Here is a 17,583-nt window from a genome sequence, read left to right as displayed (position 1 = left end):
GCGTTCACGCCTCGCGGTGCGCGACGCGATGTGCGACCGCGATCAGCTCGGTGCGGATGTCGGCGCCGATGTCGGCGGCGTCGAGTGCGGACAGCGCCGACCCCAGCAGCTCGTCGATCGAGTTCTCGACTTCGGCCACCGCGCCCACCTCGACGAAAATGCCACGCGCGGAGTTCAACTCGTCATCGTCCAGGGCGCGCCCGAGGTGGGAGCGCAGACGCGCGCCGAGCGCCGGGTCGGCCGCGTCGGCTCGTTGCAGGGCGATCGCGAGCAGTGCCGTGCGTTTGCCGGAGACGAGATCGTCACCCGACGGCTTCCCGGTCCGTTCCGGATCACCGAACACACCGAGCAGGTCATCGCGGAGCTGGAATGCGACGCCGAGATCGTGGCCGATGGACCGCAGGCCCGACACGAGATCGTCGGACGCACCGGCCAGCCGCGCGCCCAGTTCGAGGGGCCGCGCCACGGTGTAGGCGGCGGTCTTGAACTCCATCACGCGGTAGGCGGCCTCGGTCGAGTCGTCGCCGCCGGCCTCGTTGACGATGTCGAGGAACTGCCCGCCGAGGACCTCGGTCCGCATCGCCGCCCATGTCGCGCCCACCGCGGCGGGCAATGGGCGGCCGCCGTCCTCGATGGTCGATCCGTCCCTGCCGGTCGCGCCGACCTTGCTGCCGGTTGAGCCGACCCTGCTGCCGGTTGAGCCGACCCTGCTGCCGGTCGCGCCGACCTTGCTGCCGGTTGAGGTTGTCGAAACCCCCGGCCGATGACCGTGAACCAGGTCGTCCGCCCAGGCGAGCGCGAAGTCGCCGGCGAGGATCGCAGCGGCGACACCGTGCGCGCCGGGGTCCCCGGCCCACTTCGCGCTCTCATGGCGCGACTCGAATTCGCGGTGCACCGTCGGAAACCCGCGACGGGTGTCGGACCGATCGATGATGTCGTCGTGGATGAGGGCGCAGGCCTGCACGAGCTCGAGTGCGGCGCAGACCCGTAGTGCGTCCCGCGGGCCGGGTGCATCGTGTCCGGCGACCGTGCGGTCCGACGACGATGTCCCGCAGCGCCAGCCGGCAAAGGCGAAGACCGGCCGGATGCGCTTGCCGCCCCGCAGGACGAAATCCCGGATCAGTTCGGCGGCCTCGCCGACCACCGGCGCGATCGCGGCGGTGGCGGGCACCGCGTCGGCGAAGAAGGCCCGCAACTCGGCCTCGACGGCGCCCGGGACCGCATCGAGCGAGGTGGGCGTGGGGATCGTGGAGGTCACCCTGCCAGGCTATGCGACCAGCTCCGTACACTGTGCGAGTGACCCCAACCGCTCCCGCACCCTCGATCGTCGAACGTCTGGCCGCTCCGCACCGCGGCCCGGTCCCGTTCTCCGTCGAGTTCTTCCCACCGCGTGACGCCGAGGCCGAGTCCCGGCTCTGGCGGGCGGTGCGCATCTTCGAGCGGTTGTCCCCGGCGTTCGTCTCGATGACCTACGGCGCCGGCGGTTCCACCCGGGACCGCACCGTGCGCATCACCGGCGAGCTGGCCGCACAGACCACTCTGCTGCCGGTGGCCCACCTGACCGCGGTCAACCACAGCGTCGCGGAACTGCGGGCGCTGGTCGGCGCCTACGCCGACCAGGGCATCACCAACATCCTCGCGCTGCGCGGCGATCCGCCGGGCGATCCGCTCGGCGAGTGGGTCGCCCATCCCGACGGGGTCGAGTACGCCGAACAACTGGTCCGGCTCATCGACACCCTGGGCGACTTCCACGTGGGAGTGGCGTCGTTCCCGGAGACCCATCACCGGTCGCCCGACATCGATCACGACACCCGCACGCTGGTCGACAAGTTGCGCGCCGGTGCCGAGTACTCCATCACCCAGATGTTCTTCGACGTCGAGCACTACCTGCGGCTGCGCGATCGGGTCGCCGCCGCCGACCCCGAGCAGGGACTCAAACCGATCATCCCGGGCATCATGCCGGTGACCTCACTGGCCACCGCGCGGCGGATGGTCGAGCTGTCGGGTTCGGTGATCCCGCCCGACGTCGAGGAACGCTTCGCCAAGGCGGCCGGGAACGGTGCCGAGGAGGATCGCGCGTCGGTCCGTGCCGTCGGCATCGACTTCGCCACCGAGATGGCGCAGCGCCTCGTCGCCGAGGGCGCGCCGTGCCTGCATTTCTGCAGCCTCAACTTCGCCAAGGCCACGACCGAGGTCCTGGGCCGTCTCGGCGTGGACGTCGACGCCGCGCTGCACGTTCCGGCCTGAGCGGGGAGACCCGGCACGCCGGACCGGTGTTGACGCCGGACCGGCTGCCGAATCACGTCCCGGCGGAGGGCTTCCGGTCCGTGGCGGGCGGTGTCGGTGACGCACCTGCTGCGGGATCGGCGGCTGCGGCGAGTCCCTCGCCCGAGATCGTCGACGGTGCGGACTTCGTCGGTACCGGCCGTCCGGGGCGTGGTCCGCGGTATCGCTTGCTGTAGGCGATCCGGACGATCACCAGGACCACCACGACGCACAGCAGGGCGACGAACCACGACCAGCTGCTGACCGCGGCGGTCGCCGGGTCCGGGTAGGTGGCGTCGGCGCTGAAGTCCGATGGTTCACCGGGTGCAGGCGTCCAGGTCACGGTCGATTCCCCGACCTGTTCACCGTTCGTCGCCGTCACCGGACCGCCGAAGGTGACGGTCAGCTGGACGTAGTCGCGTTCCGGGACGAGCTCGGTCAGGTCGGTGTCACCGCGGAATCGCACGACCTCGCCGCTGCGCTTGGCGGTGAGGTCCATCGTCAGCGAGGTGTCGCCGTAGGCGTCGGCCACGATGTCGCCGAGTTGGGCGAACTGACCTGCCGTCAGATCACTGAACGTCGCTCGCGAGCCCACCCGGGTGGCGGGATCGTCCTCGTCGGGATTCCCGTCCGCACCCGCGTCATCGTTCCCGGCGGTCTCGGAGGGGGAGGAGGATTCGGATTGGGCCGGGCTCTCGGGTCCGGCGCCGGGAGTCGACGACGGCGCGTCGGGTCGCTCGGGCACCTGTCGGTAGTCGGTCACCGAGACCTGCCCGGCCATCGACTCGGGGAGATCGAACTGCGGTGTCCCGCGCGGATTGTCCGGGGTGGTCGCGACGACCACGCTCCCCGAGTAGCGATCACCGACCGTCGTCGACCGCTCGAGACAACCGGCCATCAACGGGGACAGGGCGACGAGGGCGACGGCCACCGCGGACGGCAGCAGGCGCCGGGCCCGACGGGGTTCGGCTGGGCGGGACTCGGGCGCACCCGGTACGGGATTCGACGAACGCACGGTGCTCATCGTGCCAGACCTCGACGGAAGCGCGGGGCACCCATCGTGCCGCGCCGCGTCGGGTCTCCCGGCCACCCCGATGTCGAACCACCCGGCCCGGACACCGCCCACCGGCCCACGGCGGCAGATCGCGGTCGGCGGTCGCCCCGAGGGTTCTTGTCCAGGGCGCTTCTCGGGTCGGACGGTCGGTGAGTCAGGATCGGCGGCCGAACCCCCGGCGCCCGCGCCGCAGAGCCGACTGGGCGGCGATGTACCCGCTGGCGCCGGTGACACCCCCACCGGGGTGTGTCGACGCGCCGGCGAGGAGCAGCCCGTCGGCGCCGGGCACCCGGTGGCCCGCGAGGTCGGGGGTCGGGCGCCACATGAACATCTGGTCGATGGACATCTCGACGTGCATGATGTTGCCGCCGATCAGACCCAGCTCGTCGGCGAGGTCCCGCGGTGTCTGGATGTACCGGTGTGCGATCGACTCGGCGAATCCGGGTGCATGGCGGTCGACCTCGTCGCAGACGGCCTTCGCGGCCCGGTCGGCCGCGGCGGGCCAGTCGCCCTCGGCCAGCCGGTACGGATGCCACTGCGCCCACAGGTTGATGACGGAACGGCCCGGCGGAGCGAGTGTCGGATCGATCGCCGAGTAGCTCATCGCGACCACGGCGGGACGCGGCGGGAGCTCGCCCACCGACGCCGCGGCGTGGGCCCGGGTGAGGTGGGCGCGGTCGGTGACGAGCAGTCCGAGAGCCGAATGGACACCGTGCTCGGGCAGGTCGTCCGGCAGATCCCGGTAGGCGGGCAGACTCGTCGTCCCCAGCCGTACCGCCATACCGATCCCGCTGCCGACGACGATGGCGCGTCGCCACCGGTCGATGGTGCCGGCGTCGTAGCCGCCGGCGGCGAGGAGATCCAGCGTCGTCAGCACGTGGCAGGCGCTGATGATGGTGCCGGCACAGCGGGTTTCGCCGCTGCGGGTGAGTACTTGCCAGTGGTCGCCGCAGCGCCCGATGGAGACCGCGGGGTCGCCGCACGAGACGATGCCGCCATCGTGGTCGATCCGGTGTACGAGTGCGTCGGTGAGGGCACCGCTGCCCCCGATCGCGCGGCCGGGTGGAATCCGGTGCATGAGTGCGGCGAAGCCGACCATCGGTGCGGTCCCCGGTGCACTCATCGGCGGCCCGGACTGCGCGCCGAACCACGCGAGTCCGGCCTTGAGCTGTTCGGAGTCGAAGTACTCGTCGAGAAGCGAGTCGCCCGAGGCCATCAACTCGGCGGTGAGGTTCAGCACCCGGCCGCCCCGCCGGCCGAGGAATCCGGTGCGCGCCGTGGTCGCGGTGTCGCCGAGCCCGCCGAAGGCCCGGCCGAACCGACCCATCGTCGCCGGTTGGTAGAACGCATCCATGACCGCGCGGGCACGTGGTGTCCACGTGGCGACGAATCGGCGGTAGGCGGCGGCATCGGCTGCACCACAGGCATTCTCGATCGACGCGCAGGTCGCGTCGAGGTCGGTGCGGAAGACGATCGGCGGGGCCGTCCCGGTCGCCGGGACGAAGGCCCACGGATCGCAGTCGACGTACCGCAGACCGTGTGCGGCCAGCTCGAGGTCGTCGAGGACGGGGGAGTGACGGATCATCAGGTGCGACGACGACCCGCGGTCGACCCGGTGCCCGGGGAACCGTTCGACGGTCGAGACGGCGCCGCCGGGGATCTCGTCCCGCTCGAGGACCTCCACCTCCCGTCCGGCCTGTGCCAGATAGGCCGCGGCGATCAGCCCGTTGTGGCCCCCGCCGATGATGACGGCGTCGCGCCGGGTTCCGTGCATGTCAGCTCCCGGCTTCGGCGCGCCGGGCCGCGGTCGGCGGTTGTAGTTCGAGGGGGAGCGGCCGTCCGAGGAAGGCGAACGGACGGGGGTCGCCGGTGAAGGTGAAATGACGCAGGACGTCGGTGAAGCCCATCCGCCGGTACAGCGACCAGGCCCGGTTGTCCTCGGCAGGGATCTCCGGGGTCGAGAGGAGTACGTGACGTTCGGGCCGGTCGGCGAGGAGTCGCGCGAGCAGCCACTGGCCGATTCCTCGTCCCTGGGCGGTGGGGTGCACGTGCAATTCGGTGAGTTCGAAGTAGTCGCGGGCGATCGCCTCGATCGTCTCGGGCGGCCGGCCGGTCTGACGGAGTCCGAGTCGCAGCTGCTGGTTCCACCATTGGCCGGTCGCGCCCGTGTATCCGTAGGCGATGCCGACCAGCAGGTCGTCGGGCCCGATGCCGACCGGCGGACCCACCCGACGGCGCGCGGCAGGCATGGTCCGCGCCTCGTAGGGACTCACGGTCTCGACCGCTCCCACTGCGCGCCATCCGGGCCGGCCGATGTGCTCACGCCAGAGCCCGGCGCGGTGGATCTCGGTACCGCGCGGATAGTTCATCGCGGTCACGTAGATCTCCAGTGCGGGCTCGAGCCAGGCCCGGGCGTCCTGGCCGGTCAGGCTCACCAGGCGGATCGTCAACGGACTCCCGTTCTCCTCGTCGTCGTTCTTTGTGTAGTCGTTCTCTGCGTCGTCGGTGTCTGCGTCGTCGTCGGCCGCGTATGAGTCGCTCGGCATCACCGACGGCGCACCGCCCTCTGGGGTGGATACCGGCGCCGGACACTTCCGGGAATTGTCCTATCGATGATGCACACTCGGCAGGAATCGGGTCGCGGGTGGTGGCGTTGTACAGGCCGGCGGTGGGTTCGGGTCACAGATGTCTTGAACACCGACGCTGGGCTAGCTATATTGAACGTGTCGAACGGATGTTCGATGAATGTGCCTCCGCAAGCTGTTCGCGTTCATCCACGACACGGTCCGGCGGCGGACGAGGGAAGCGTCTGCCGCCGGACACAACGACCACACGCACGAGGAGGAGGACGGCATGGCCAGGAGTCGCAGCGCCACAGCTCTCACCCACGGGGCACCCGTCGATCCGGTGATGGTCGGCCGCGCCCGCGATCTCCTCGAGCGCGCACACCTGCTCCTCGACAACGCTGACGGCGTCGACGACGGCGCCGAACGTTTTCGACAGCTGTATCTGGTCGCCCTCCGCGCATCGGGTGCGGCCCTGGCCGTCCACGAGCCGATCGGCACGGTCCGGCGCAGGACGTCGACCTCGAACGCGTGGACACGCATCGGCATGGTCGCACCTGAGCTGGCGCCCATCGCCGCGCGGTTCGCGGCGCTCTCGCCGGTCCGGATGAAGATCGAGTCCGGCATCATCCGCACGGTCGACCCCGACAGCGTGGCCGGAATGCGTCTGCTCGTCCTCGATTTCCTGCGCCAGGTCGAGACGATGGTCATCGCCTACGAGCAAGGAAAACTCGGTTTCGAGGCCCCTCAGATCGGCGCGACAGCGTGAATCGGGCCACACTTTGCCGTATCTCGCACCGGCCGGTCATCCGCAACGGCGAGTAATGGTGGTCGCGGTCGGTTTCACCTCGTATCATGGGACGATATAGGCGCAGACGCCTTTCCGGTCGCGGGTGACCTTCGTCGGCGTCGCGGATCAGTGAGAAGGAGGGTCGGTGCCACTTTCGGAGCACGAGCAACGCATGCTCGAACAAATCGAGAGCGCGCTGTACGCGGAAGACCCCAAGTTTGCGTCCAGTGTCAAGCGTCGGCGTCTGGGGAGGTCGAGCGGTCGTCGTCGCTTGCAGGCGGCGGCGATCTTCGTCGTCGGCCTGGTGATGCTGGTCGGTGGACTCATCGTCGACATCAGTATCGGCGGATTCCCGATAGTGAGCCTGCTGGGCTTCCTGGTGATGTTCGGGGCCGGTCTCTTCGCTCTCTGGGGAGACAGCAGCGGCACCGCCGAGTCCGGTTCGTCGGCGCCCAGGGCCGGCAAGAAGCAATCCGGGTCGTCCGGCGGCAAGCGCAAGCTGTCCGAACGTATGGAGGAGCGATTCAATCGCCGGTTCGAGCAAGAGTGATCCGCTGATCGCGACTCCGCGTTCGTCGATCGGCTGACCGACCCCGCGACACAACTGCATAGCGAGAGCCGCGTGCCTTCGGGCACGCGGCTCTTTTCGTGCTGCCGTTCGCCTCCTGTGAGTTCCGAAACACTGCGTGACGCTCAGTCGACGGGATCGGACGCACGGTCGACGAGATTGGACGCCCAGTCGGCGGTGTCCCCACTTCACCCCACCGGCGATCCCCAGTTCCCCCCACCTAGGCGCCCCACTACGCCCCACCCATCGGTTTCGCCCGGTCATTCAAGCCTCTCTGGCAACACAAAGCACCTCTTGTCACGCCGCTCGCGTCGAGATTTCTTCTCGCGACGCGCCGAGGCAGGCTTCGCCACACTCGAATCAATGTCTCTGAACTGCATATTTGCTGAGGTGGGGTGAATCAGGGGGCGTATGGGGTGGAAAGTGGTGGAAAGTGGGGTACTGTGGCATCACCGGGTGAGGCGCAGGACGGCGCGGAATCTGGTGGGCAGGAGGTGTCGACGTGTCCGTGCGATTCGTCGGTACCTACACGCCCAAGTTGGACGACAAGGGGCGGCTCACGCTGCCCGCCAAGTTCCGCGACGCACTGGCAGGAGGGGTAGTGGTCACCAAAGGCCAAGATCACAGCTTGTCGGTGTACCGGACCGAGGAGTTCGATGCGATCGCCGCTCGGATCGTCGAGGCATCTCGAAACGATCCCGATCTGCGTGCCTTCCAGCGAACCTTCTTCGCCGGTTCGGAAGAACAACGACCAGATGGTCAGGGCAGGATCAGCCTGTCCGCCGACCATCGTGTCTACGCGGGGCTGACGAAAGAGTGCGTGGTGTTCGGCAGTTTCGACCACCTCGAGATCTGGGACTCGGCCGCGTGGAACGAGTACCAGACCAGCCACGAGGAGAACTTCTCGGCCGCCAACTCCGCGGCCCTGAACGCGGTGCTGTAGCCGGGCCACCCAGGCCCGGCGACCGACCAAGAGACAGACCGAAGAGACAGCAACCGATGGGCGAGTTCGGTGCCCAGAGGCTTCGGGTGGCACGAGGCCTCGGCCCGGTCGCGACCCTGGCGTACTTCCCCAACGCCAGGTGCGTGATCGGGTCGGGACCCCGCTCCATCCGACCGCCTGCTCTCGCCGACCAGAAGCAACCGCCCACCGCCGATACCGCACACATGCCGATGGGGGGTCTTCATCATGGTCGATGCAGGTGACGAACCTCGCCGTTCCGGCGAGTACGGACACGTACCGGTGATGGGTACTCGGATCGTCGAACTACTCGCCCCCGCACTGGATTCCGATGAACCACGGGTCTTTCTCGACGCCACGCTCGGCGCCGGCGGGCACAGCCAACTCATCCTCGAGTCGTTCCCGAACGCCAGGGTGGTCGGCATCGATCGAGATGCGTCCGCCCTCGAGATCGCCCGCGCACGCCTGGCTTCGTACGCCGACCGGATCTCCCTGCACCAGGCCACGTTTCACCAGATCCGTGAGGTGATGGACGCGGCGGGCGAATCGGCGCTCGACGCCGCGCTGTTCGATCTCGGTGTGTCCTCGATGCAGCTGGATCAGGCGGGGCGCGGGTTCGCCTACGCGGTGGACGCGCCGCTGGACATGCGGATGAATGCCGACGATCCGCTCACCGCCGCTGACGTGCTCAACACGTATTCGCACGGTGAATTGGCCCGCGTGCTCTCCGATTACGGCGAGGAACGATTCGCCGGACGGATCGCGTCGGCGGTTCTCCGCGAGCGGGACAAGCAGCCGTTCACGACCAGCGCACGTCTCGTCGAACTGCTCTACGACGCGATCCCCGCGGCCACCAGGCGGACCGGCGGGCACCCGGCGAAGCGGACCTTTCAGGCACTGCGCATCGAGGTCAACCACGAATTGGACGTCCTGCGTGAGGCATTGCCCGCGGCGCTGGACTCACTCGTGGTCGGTGGCCGGGTCGCGGTGATGAGTTATCAATCGTTGGAGGACCGGATCGTCAAGCGCGAGTTCGCCACGCGCACGACGTCGACCTCGCCTCCCGGGCTTCCCGTCGAATTGCCCGGCACTGCACCGGATTTCCGTCTCATCACCCGCGGGGCCGAGCGTCCGGACGACACCGAACTGGCCACCAACCCGCGCTCGGCACCGGTTCGTGTCCGCGCGATCGAACGAGTCGAGAAGAAGGGCTGAGCATGACCATCCTGCACGAGGCCCCGTCGCGTGCCGCCGACGACGACCGCGACTCTCGACGGTCCCGCCGGACCCGCATCGAGTCCGAACGGGCGACACGGTCGCGCGCCGCCCAGCGCGCACTCGACCGACGCCATCGCCGGACCGCAGCAGGTCGTGCCGCGCCGACGCGTCGCACCGGCGGTGGACTGTCGATGACCGGGGTGTCCCTGCGAGAACGACTGCAGCACACCCCGTTCGTCGTGCCGGTCATCGCGCTGCTGGTACTCGGGCTGGGGCTCAGCCTGTGGCTGTCGACCAAAGCGGCACAGGACTCCTACAAGCTGGGCATCGAGCGGACACAGAACCAGTCCCTCATCGATCAGCGGGACGCACTCAAGCGCACCTATGAATCCGGCAACTCGGCGCCCGAATTGTCCGACAAGGCAGCACGTCTCGGGATGATCCCGGCCGACAACCCGGCACGCATGATCGTCGACGACCCGCGTCGTCCCCGAGTGGTGGGCAAGCCGGAGCCTGCCTCCGGCCGTCCGATGGGGAGTCTGAATCCGGACACCGCACCGGATCCCGCGGACTCGGTCGACCCGAGCCAGGTCGACGACTCGATCGGGCTGGGTGGGCGGTCGGGGTCGGCGGGCTCCGAGGCGGGCCGCACGACCACCCCTCAGCCCACTCCGTCGCCATCGGCTGCCGGTCAACCGACCACACCCTCGCAATCCGCACCCTCGCAATCCGCCCCGTCGCAGACCGCCCCGCCGGGTGCGAATCCGCTGCCGTCCGGGACGAATCCGGTGCCGTCCGGAACGAGTGCGGTTCCGCCGGCCGCACCGTCGACACCGACCCCGGCGCCGAATGTGGTGCCGAGCCCGTGAGTCATCGGTGTCCCGGCCCGCAACGTGGGCTGGGTCTCCGGCGTCATCTCCAACCCGCCGGGATCAAATCCGGTGTAACGACGTTGAAGCGGTGAACAATTGACGACCATGACACGTGCGACCTTCGAGCGGCTCGGCGCCGGGCCGTCACGACCGGGACGTCGCCCCGGTGGAGGGCCGGCCGCGGGGTCGGGAGGGCCGAAGCGGCCGGGGACCGGCAAGCGGAACGGCCGGGGCCCGCAGAGCTTCGTCTTCCGTGCGCGCGCGGCCGGCGTGCTGGTGCTGCTCGTCGTTCTCGCCGTCGCGGTCAAGATGATCGTCGTGCACACCGTGCAGGCGGGGTCGATCTCCGCCGAGGCCGCGCAGCAGCGCGAGTACACCCAGGTCCTGACCGCCAAGCGCGGAGCGATCCTCGATCGCAACGGGCGCCCGCTCGCCTACACCGACGAAGCCAGGTCGTTGACGTTCTTGCCCAAGGCCGTTCGCAAGACGATCGACGAGGAGCATCGCAAGAATCCGGCCCTTCCCGACGTCGACACGAGGCTGAAGGAGATCGCCAAGGGCGTGTCGGTGGCCCTCGGCGGTTCGATCAGCGAAGAGGATCTGCTCGCCAAGGTCACCGGCGAGGACACCTTCGTGTACCTCGCCCGGTCGGTGAGCCCCGACGTCGCGTCGCGGATCACCGAGGAGTTCCCCGAGGTCGGCGCCGACCCGCAGAGCAACCGCCTCTACCCGGGCGGGTCACTGGCCGCGAACGTGGTCGGCGACGTGAACTACGACGGCAACGGCCTCATCGGACTGGAGGCGTCGCTGGACTCCATCCTGTCCGGGACCGACGGTTCGCGGACCTATGACCGCGGGTCGGACGGCGCGGTCATCCCCGGCAGCATGCGCAACGTGCACCCGGCGCTCAACGGCGCCACGGTGCGCCTCACCCTCGATTCCGACATCCAGTGGTTCGTCCAGAGCCAGATCATGAAGGCCAAGCAGGCTTCCGGCGCGCAGGGGGCCTCCGCGGTCGTGCTCGACGCGCGAACCGGGGAGGTGCTGGCGATGGCGAACGACGGGACCTTCAACGCGTCGGTCCCGCTGTCCGAGCAGCCGGACGCCGACCTGGGCAACCCGGCCGTCACGTCGCCGTTCGAGCCGGGTTCGGTCAACAAGCTCATCGCGGCCGCGGCCGCCGTCGAGTACGGGATCACCAAGCCCGACACCGTCCACCAGGTACCCGGGAGCATCCGGATGGCCGGCGTGACCGTGCGTGACGCGTGGCCACACGGGGTCGAGCCGTACACCACCACCGGCATCTTCGGTAAGTCCTCGAACGTCGGCACCCTGATGCTCGCGCAGCGGATCGGCGAGGAGCGCTTCGCCGACATGGTGAAGAAGTTCGGTCTCGGTCAGCGAACCGGGGTGGGCCTGCCCGCGGAGAGCGCGGGCGAGGTGCCCGCGCTGAGCCAGTGGTCGGGTGGCTCGTTCGCCAACCTGCCCATCGGACAGGGGCTTTCGATGTCCTTGTTGCAGATGACCGCGATGTACCAGGCGATCGCCAACGACGGACTGCGCATCCCGCCACGGATTCTGTCCTCCGAACAGCGCGACGGGTCGGCACCCGACGACCGGGCGCGACCCCAGCCGGTCCGCGTCGTGAGTGAGTCGACCGCCCGCACCGTCCGGGACATGTTCCGGTCGGTGGTCCAGGACGATCCGACGGGTGAACAGCAGGGCACCGGGACCAAGGCGGCGGTCGACGGCTATCAGGTGAGCGGGAAGACCGGCACCGCCCAGCAGGTCGATCCGGCGTGTGGGTGCTACTCGAACTCGCGGTACAACATCACCTTCGCGGGGATCGCGCCCGCCGACAACCCGCGCTACGTCGTCGGGATCATGCTCGACAACCCGCGTCGCAGTTCCGACGGATCAGGCGGTCAGTCGGCGGCACCGCTGTTCTCGACCATCACCTCGTGGATGCTCCAGCGCGCCCAGGTGCCGCTGTCGGCTCCGACGCCGCGACTGACCCTGACCGCGCGGTAGGCCGTACGGCGTCGCCGGCCGGCCGGTCGCTCGATCCGGCAGGTGTCGCCGTGGCGCACCGTGTGCCGGACCTGTCCGGGCGGGCCGGTATCGTGAGTGCGATTCTGCGCCGCCCGGAGAGGGGTCGACGCGCCCAGCGGCCCGCCCCGATCCGACGTCCGATCCGACCCCGCACGGACCCGCCCCGCACGACCAGTACTTGCCCGCGCAGGCGGACCGCCCGCCCGAGACCAGAAACCCCGAGACCAGAAACCCCGAGAGAAAACCGAGGAGGCGAGGAGCACCGATGGCGTCTCGTCGACGATCACCGGACCGCAGTGGTGGACCGATCCGTCCCCGGCAGGTCACACCGACACCCGTGTCGGTGCTGTCCACCGCCACCGGCGCCAGACTCGACCTCGTCGGTGGCGCAGACGCCGAGACGGACGTCACCGGCGTCACCCTGCGTGCACAGGAGGTGCGGCCCGGTGATCTGTTCGCCGCGCTGCCCGGGTCGAGCACCCACGGCGCCCGGTTCGCCGACCAGGCCGTGGCGGCCGGTGCGTCGGCGATCCTCACCGATCCGGCCGGCCGGGACGAACTCGCCCGCGTGCTGCCGCCGGAGACCGCCGTGGCGGTCCTCATCCATCCCACTCCGCGCACGGTCCTCGGCAATGTCAGTGCGCGCGTCTACGGCAACCCGTCACAACGGCTCAAGCTGATCGGCATCACCGGCACGTCGGGCAAGACCACGACGTCCTACCTGATCGAAGCCGCCCTGCTGGCCGCCGGACACTCCGTCGGCCTGATCGGCACCGTCGAGACGCGGGTGAACGGCAGCGCACAACCGAGTTCGCTGACCACGCCGGAGGCACCGACCCTTCAGGCCCTGCTCGCGGCGATGCTCGAGGACGGCGTCGACATCGTGGTGATGGAGGTGTCGAGTCACGCGCTGGCCCTCGGTCGCGTCGACGGTGCGCATTTCGCGATCGGCGCCTTCACCAACCTCTCGCAGGACCACCTCGATTTCCACCAGACGATGCGCGCCTACTTCGATGCGAAGGCGCAGCTGTTCGTCCCGTCCGCCCCGACCCATGCGGTCCGGGCGGTCGTGTGCGTCGACGACGAGTGGGGTCGGCGGATGGCCGAGCTCGCCCGGCGGCCGGGCGAGGCCGCCCATCTGCAGCCGGTCCTGGTGTCCACCGGGCCGACGCCGGCCCACTGGCACGCGGGTGAGTCGTCGCTCGAGGCCGACGGTTCGTCGCGTACACCGTTCGCCGAGCCGGACGGCGACCACGAGCTCCGCATCCCGCTGCCCGGCCGGTACAACGTGGCCAACGGGCTCCTCGCCGTCGCCGTCGCGCACGCCGCGGGGGTGCCGGTGCCGACCGCGCTCGAGGCGGTCGCGTCGGTGAGCGTGCCGGGACGCCTGCAGCGCATCGACCGCGGGCAGCCCTTCCTGGCGCTCGTCGACTATGCCCACAAACCGGGCGCGGTCGATGCCGTGCTGACAACCCTGCGCGGCCAGTCGACCGGACGGGTCGCCATCGTCATCGGCGCCGGCGGCGACCGCGACACCGGGAAGCGTCCGCTGATGGGGGAGGCCGCCGCGCGCGGCGCCGAGCTCGTCGTCGTCACCGACGACAACCCGCGTACCGAGGACCCCGGTGCGATCCGCGCCGAGGTGCTCGCCGGGGCCCGCGCGGTGCCGGAGACGCAACGCCCCCGGGGTGCCGAACCGATCCGGGAGATCGGCGACCGGGCCGCGGCGATCGAGGCGGCGATCGGCTGGGCGAAGCCCGGTGACATCGTGCTGGTCGCGGGCAAGGGACACGAGGCAGGTCAGGAGATCGACGGCGTGAAGCATCCCTTCGACGACCGCGAGGTCGTCGCCCATGCGTTGGAGTCCCGTGTGCAGGAGTCCCGGGCACGGGAGTCGACCCCCGGGGCCCCGGATTCGGCAACCGGGGACCGGTCATGACGACGCCGTCGGTCACGGTGATCCGTGGGAACCCGCCGGTGTCGGTCGACGACGCCCGTCTGCTGCTCCGGCGCCTCGCCGAATCCGCCGGGGCGGGCCGCACCTGGGCGGTGATCGCCGAACTCGCCTCGCCGGCGGGGCTGACCGAGAACCAGCGCGTCGTCGAACACGATCTGCTGGGTCGTCTGGCGGTCCGGCTGGCCGTCGACAAGACTCTCTGCGTAGGCGACTCGCGGTCCGTGCACGCACTGCATCAGGGCGCTGTCATGGAGGGTTCCTGGGGCGACGAGGCCCGCATCGTCGCATCGGCCGACGAGGCCGCCGGTCTTGCCGACATCGACCCGGACTGGCGTCCGGCCGCCGGCGACGTGATCCTGCTGGCGACGGCCACCGCCGATCTCGACGCGGTGGTCTCCGCGTGGTCGGAGCACGGGGGATGGCAGGTCGTCGTTGCGGCGACCGGCGAGGAGTCGGCGCCATGAACGGCGGGACAACCATCGGGACGGCGATGCCGTACCGGCGCGGGGCACAGGACGGGTTCGGGGGAACGATTGTGGTCGAGGACAGAATTCCGGTCGGGTACGGAGAGGATGCGGGGGCAACGCGGTGACACAGATACTCCTCGCGGGCGCGATCGCGATCGCGGTGTCGATCCTGTTGACGCCGATCCTGATCAAGGTCTTCTCCCGGCAGGGATTCGGGCAGGAGATCCGGGTCGAGGGTCCGCAGAGTCACCAGACCAAACGCGGTACCCCGTCGATGGGTGGTGTCGCGATCCTCGCCGCGCTGTGGGCGGGTTACTTCGGTGCCCATCTCATCGGGGTGTTCACCGACGCCGGGAACGGGCCCACCGCGTCCGGCCTGCTCGTCCTCGGCCTGGCGACCGCGCTGGGCGTCGTCGGGTTCCTCGACGACATCATCAAGATCCGCAAGCATCGCAACCTCGGTCTGAACAAGACCGCGAAGTCGATCGGCCAGTTCATCGCCGCCATCCTCTTCGGCATCCTGGTGCTGCAGTTCCGCAACGACTACGGGTACACGCCGGCGAGCACGAACCTGTCCTACGTCCGCGACATCGACGCGATCACGCTCGGTTCGGTGGTGTTCGTGGTCTTCTGCTGGCTCGTCGTCGCGGCGTGGTCGAACGCGGTGAACTTCACCGACGGACTCGACGGCCTGGCGGCCGGCTCGATGGCGATGGTCCTGGGCTCCTACGTCCTGGTCACGTTCTTCCAGTTCGTCAATGCCTGTGCGGGTGGCGCCAAGCCGCCCAGCGAGATCCCCACGGGGTGCTACCAGGTGCGCGACCCGCTGGACCTCGCGCTGATCGCGGTGGCCGGCGGCGGCGCATGCCTGGGCTTCCTCTGGTGGAACGCGGCTCCGGCCAAGATCTTCATGGGGGACACCGGCTCGCTGGCCCTCGGCGGAATGCTCGCCGGCCTGTCCATCACCACGCGGACCGAGCTGCTCGCGGTCGTCATCGGCGCACTGTTCGTCGCCGAGATCATGTCGGTGGTGATCCAGATCGCCTTCTTCCGGACGACCGGACGACGCGTGTTCCGGATGGCGCCCTTCCACCATCACTTCGAACTCGGCGGCTGGGCCGAGACCACGGTGATCATCAGGTTCTGGTTGCTCACCGCGATCGCGTGCGCCCTCGGTCTGTCGCTGTTCTACGGCGAGTTCCTCACCACCAATGGCTGATCGCCCGGTGCGGGATCCGGAACCGATGAGGTCGGAGCCTTCGGGGCCCGACCCGCGCGAGCTGGCCGGCCGGATCGTGGTGGTCGGCGGCGCCGGGACCGCCGGTCTGTCCGCCACCCGATTCCTCGTCACGCTCGGCGCCGATGTGCTTCTGGCCGACGATCGCTTCGCCGGCCGCGATGCGTCCCCGGCCGATCGAGAGACCGCGGCCGGTGCGGTCCCCGGGGTCGCGGAACTGGCCTCGCGGGGGGTCGAGCCGATTGCCGTCGCGGATCTGCTCGCCGACCCCGCACGGATGGCGACCGCCGCGGTGGTCATCGTCTCGCCCGGCTTCGCGCCCACACACCATCTGGTGCGGGCGGCGACCGACAGCGGCGTACCGGTCTGGGGCGAGGTCGAACTCGCCTGGCGCGTCGACGCAGCAGGACTCCTCGGCGAACCTCGCACCTGGCTCGTGGTGACCGGCACCAACGGCAAGACGACGACCACCTCGATGCTCGCCGGGATCGTCGAGGCCGCGGGTCGCGCAGGCGCTGCCTGCGGCAACATCGGTCTCCCGGTGCTCGATGCGATGCAGGCCGATCCGCGAGTGGATGTGCTCTGCGCCGAGTTGTCGTCGTTCCAGCTGCACTGGGCGCCCTCGGTCCGTCCGGATGCCGGGGTGGTGCTCAACGTCGCCGATGACCACCTCGACTGGCACGGAACATTCGACGCGTACGCGCTCGCGAAGGCGGGAGCCCTGCGCGGTGCGGTGGGTGTCGTCGGCCTCGACGATCCGGTCGCGTCCGGGCTGCCCGCCGCGGGCCGGCGCATCGGCTTCACCCTGTCCGAGCCGCAGCCCGGGCAGCTCGGTGTCGAGAACGGCCGGTTGACCGATCGCGCCTTCGACGCCGGCCGGCTGTTCGACGCCGACGCGGTGCGACCGGCCGGGCCGTCGGGTGTTGCCGACGCCCTGGCCGCCTCGGCCCTGGCGCTCGCGGCCGGCATCGGAGCCGACGCGATCCGGGCCGGGCTGGCGGCGTTCCGTCCGGCCGGTCATCGTGGTGAGGTCGTCGCGTCCCGGGACGGGGTGGTCTTCGTCGACGACTCGAAGGCCACCAATCCGCATGCCGCGCAGGCCGCGGTGGCTGCCTTCGAGCGGGTCGTGCTGATCGCGGGCGGTCTGCTCAAGGGCGCGTCGATGGACGAGATGCTGACCGCGGTCCGAGCTCGGCTCGTCGGCGTGGTCGCGATCGGGCGCGACCGCGACCTTGTGATCGAGGCGATCGCGCGACACGCCCCAGAAGTCCCAACAGTCACAGTATTCACAGGAGACGATGACACGGTGAACGTGCATCGTCCGGGACAGGCTGGTCCCCAAGCCTCAGCATCCGATCGCCCGGGTTCGGGCTCCTCGGCGTCGGTCGCGGTCATGGACCGGGCCGTCGAGGAGGCCTGGGCGTTCGCCGTCGCGAGCTCACCCGCCCCCGACGCCGTGCTGCTCGCCCCCGCGGCGGCCTCGTTGGACATGTTCGCCGGTTACGGTGCGCGCGGGGACGCCTTCGCCGCTGCCGCACGCCGGATCGCCGGCTCGCCCCGCGCCGGACGGTGAGTCCG

15 protein-coding genes are annotated in these 17,583 nt (G+C 69.9%); 11 read left to right on the top strand and 4 right to left on the bottom strand.

Going from position 1 to position 17,583, the window contains the following annotated elements:
• Nucleotides 1–4 precede the first annotated feature (4 nt).
• A complete protein-coding gene (locus MHN80_RS09130) occupies nucleotides 5–1,258 on the bottom strand; it encodes a polyprenyl synthetase family protein (RefSeq protein WP_239401062.1) in 1,254 nt (417 codons plus the stop codon).
• An 11-nt stretch (nucleotides 1,259–1,269) separates the two neighbouring features.
• Here MHN80_RS09130 and MHN80_RS09125 point away from each other — a divergent pair, with 11 nt between their 5' ends.
• Nucleotides 1,270–2,247, top strand: a complete 978-nt coding sequence (locus MHN80_RS09125; protein WP_033203915.1) for a methylenetetrahydrofolate reductase — start codon at nucleotides 1,270–1,272, stop codon at nucleotides 2,245–2,247.
• 52 nt (nucleotides 2,248–2,299) lie between these two features.
• Here the strand turns inward: MHN80_RS09125 and MHN80_RS09120 are convergent, their stop codons facing one another.
• From MHN80_RS09120 to MHN80_RS09110, 3 genes are all read right to left on the bottom strand, one after another.
• The gene (locus tag MHN80_RS09120; protein WP_239401060.1) at nucleotides 2,300–3,289 is read right to left on the bottom strand and encodes a DUF3153 domain-containing protein; all 990 of its coding nucleotides are present in this window, start codon (nucleotides 3,287–3,289) and stop codon (nucleotides 2,300–2,302) included.
• A gap of 184 nt (nucleotides 3,290–3,473) precedes the next feature.
• Nucleotides 3,474–5,093, bottom strand: coding sequence for an NAD(P)/FAD-dependent oxidoreductase (locus MHN80_RS09115; RefSeq protein WP_239401058.1), 1,620 nt, complete (start codon nucleotides 5,091–5,093; stop codon nucleotides 3,474–3,476).
• Between the two features lies 1 nt (nucleotide 5,094).
• Complete coding sequence (locus tag MHN80_RS09110) at nucleotides 5,095–5,769, bottom strand: N-acetyltransferase (RefSeq protein ID WP_101819454.1); 675 nt, start codon at nucleotides 5,767–5,769, stop codon at nucleotides 5,095–5,097.
• Nucleotides 5,770–6,172: 403 nt separating this feature from the next.
• Between MHN80_RS09110 and MHN80_RS09105 the strand changes: the two genes are divergently transcribed.
• From MHN80_RS09105 to murD, 10 genes are all read left to right on the top strand, one after another.
• A complete protein-coding gene (locus MHN80_RS09105) occupies nucleotides 6,173–6,652 on the top strand; it encodes an SAV_6107 family HEPN domain-containing protein (protein WP_033204021.1) in 480 nt (159 codons plus the stop codon).
• Between the two features lie 166 nt (nucleotides 6,653–6,818).
• Nucleotides 6,819–7,223, top strand: a complete 405-nt coding sequence (locus MHN80_RS09100; RefSeq protein ID WP_004022882.1) for a DUF3040 domain-containing protein — start codon at nucleotides 6,819–6,821, stop codon at nucleotides 7,221–7,223.
• Nucleotides 7,224–7,743: 520 nt separating this feature from the next.
• Nucleotides 7,744–8,184: a division/cell wall cluster transcriptional repressor MraZ gene (mraZ, locus tag MHN80_RS09095; RefSeq protein ID WP_064570559.1), complete on the top strand. Its 441-nt coding sequence runs from the start codon at nucleotides 7,744–7,746 to the stop codon at nucleotides 8,182–8,184.
• Nucleotides 8,185–8,430: 246 nt separating this feature from the next.
• The gene (gene rsmH, locus MHN80_RS09090; RefSeq protein WP_239401056.1) at nucleotides 8,431–9,417 is read left to right on the top strand and encodes a 16S rRNA (cytosine(1402)-N(4))-methyltransferase RsmH; all 987 of its coding nucleotides are present in this window, start codon (nucleotides 8,431–8,433) and stop codon (nucleotides 9,415–9,417) included.
• Between the two features lie 2 nt (nucleotides 9,418–9,419).
• A complete protein-coding gene (locus tag MHN80_RS09085) occupies nucleotides 9,420–10,289 on the top strand; it encodes a hypothetical protein (protein ID WP_239401054.1) in 870 nt (289 codons plus the stop codon).
• Between the two features lie 108 nt (nucleotides 10,290–10,397).
• Nucleotides 10,398–12,323: a penicillin-binding protein 2 gene (locus tag MHN80_RS09080; protein ID WP_239401052.1), complete on the top strand. Its 1,926-nt coding sequence runs from the start codon at nucleotides 10,398–10,400 to the stop codon at nucleotides 12,321–12,323.
• Nucleotides 12,324–12,609: 286 nt separating this feature from the next.
• Nucleotides 12,610–14,283, top strand: coding sequence for a UDP-N-acetylmuramoyl-L-alanyl-D-glutamate--2,6-diaminopimelate ligase (locus tag MHN80_RS09075; RefSeq protein ID WP_239401050.1), 1,674 nt, complete (start codon nucleotides 12,610–12,612; stop codon nucleotides 14,281–14,283).
• Nucleotides 14,280–14,765: a UDP-N-acetylmuramoyl-tripeptide--D-alanyl-D-alanine ligase gene (locus tag MHN80_RS09070; protein WP_239401048.1), complete on the top strand. Its 486-nt coding sequence runs from the start codon at nucleotides 14,280–14,282 to the stop codon at nucleotides 14,763–14,765. Before MHN80_RS09075 ends, MHN80_RS09070 begins: the two co-directional genes overlap by 4 nt.
• 124 nt (nucleotides 14,766–14,889) lie before the next feature.
• On the top strand, nucleotides 14,890–15,987 hold the full coding sequence (mraY, locus tag MHN80_RS09065) for a phospho-N-acetylmuramoyl-pentapeptide-transferase (protein ID WP_004022875.1): 1,098 nt from the start codon (nucleotides 14,890–14,892) through the stop codon (nucleotides 15,985–15,987).
• Nucleotides 15,988–16,012: 25 nt separating this feature from the next.
• Nucleotides 16,013–17,578: a UDP-N-acetylmuramoyl-L-alanine--D-glutamate ligase gene (murD, locus tag MHN80_RS09060; protein WP_239401046.1), complete on the top strand. Its 1,566-nt coding sequence runs from the start codon at nucleotides 16,013–16,015 to the stop codon at nucleotides 17,576–17,578.
• The last annotated feature ends 5 nt before the right edge of the window (nucleotides 17,579–17,583 follow it).

It is taken from the genome of Gordonia sp. McavH-238-E (assembly GCF_022348225.1).
Taxonomy (GTDB): Bacteria; Actinomycetota; Actinomycetes; order Mycobacteriales; family Mycobacteriaceae; genus Gordonia; species Gordonia terrae.
The sequence above is the reverse complement of the archived record's forward strand: the minus strand, read 5'-3'. Positions and strand labels throughout refer to the sequence as shown.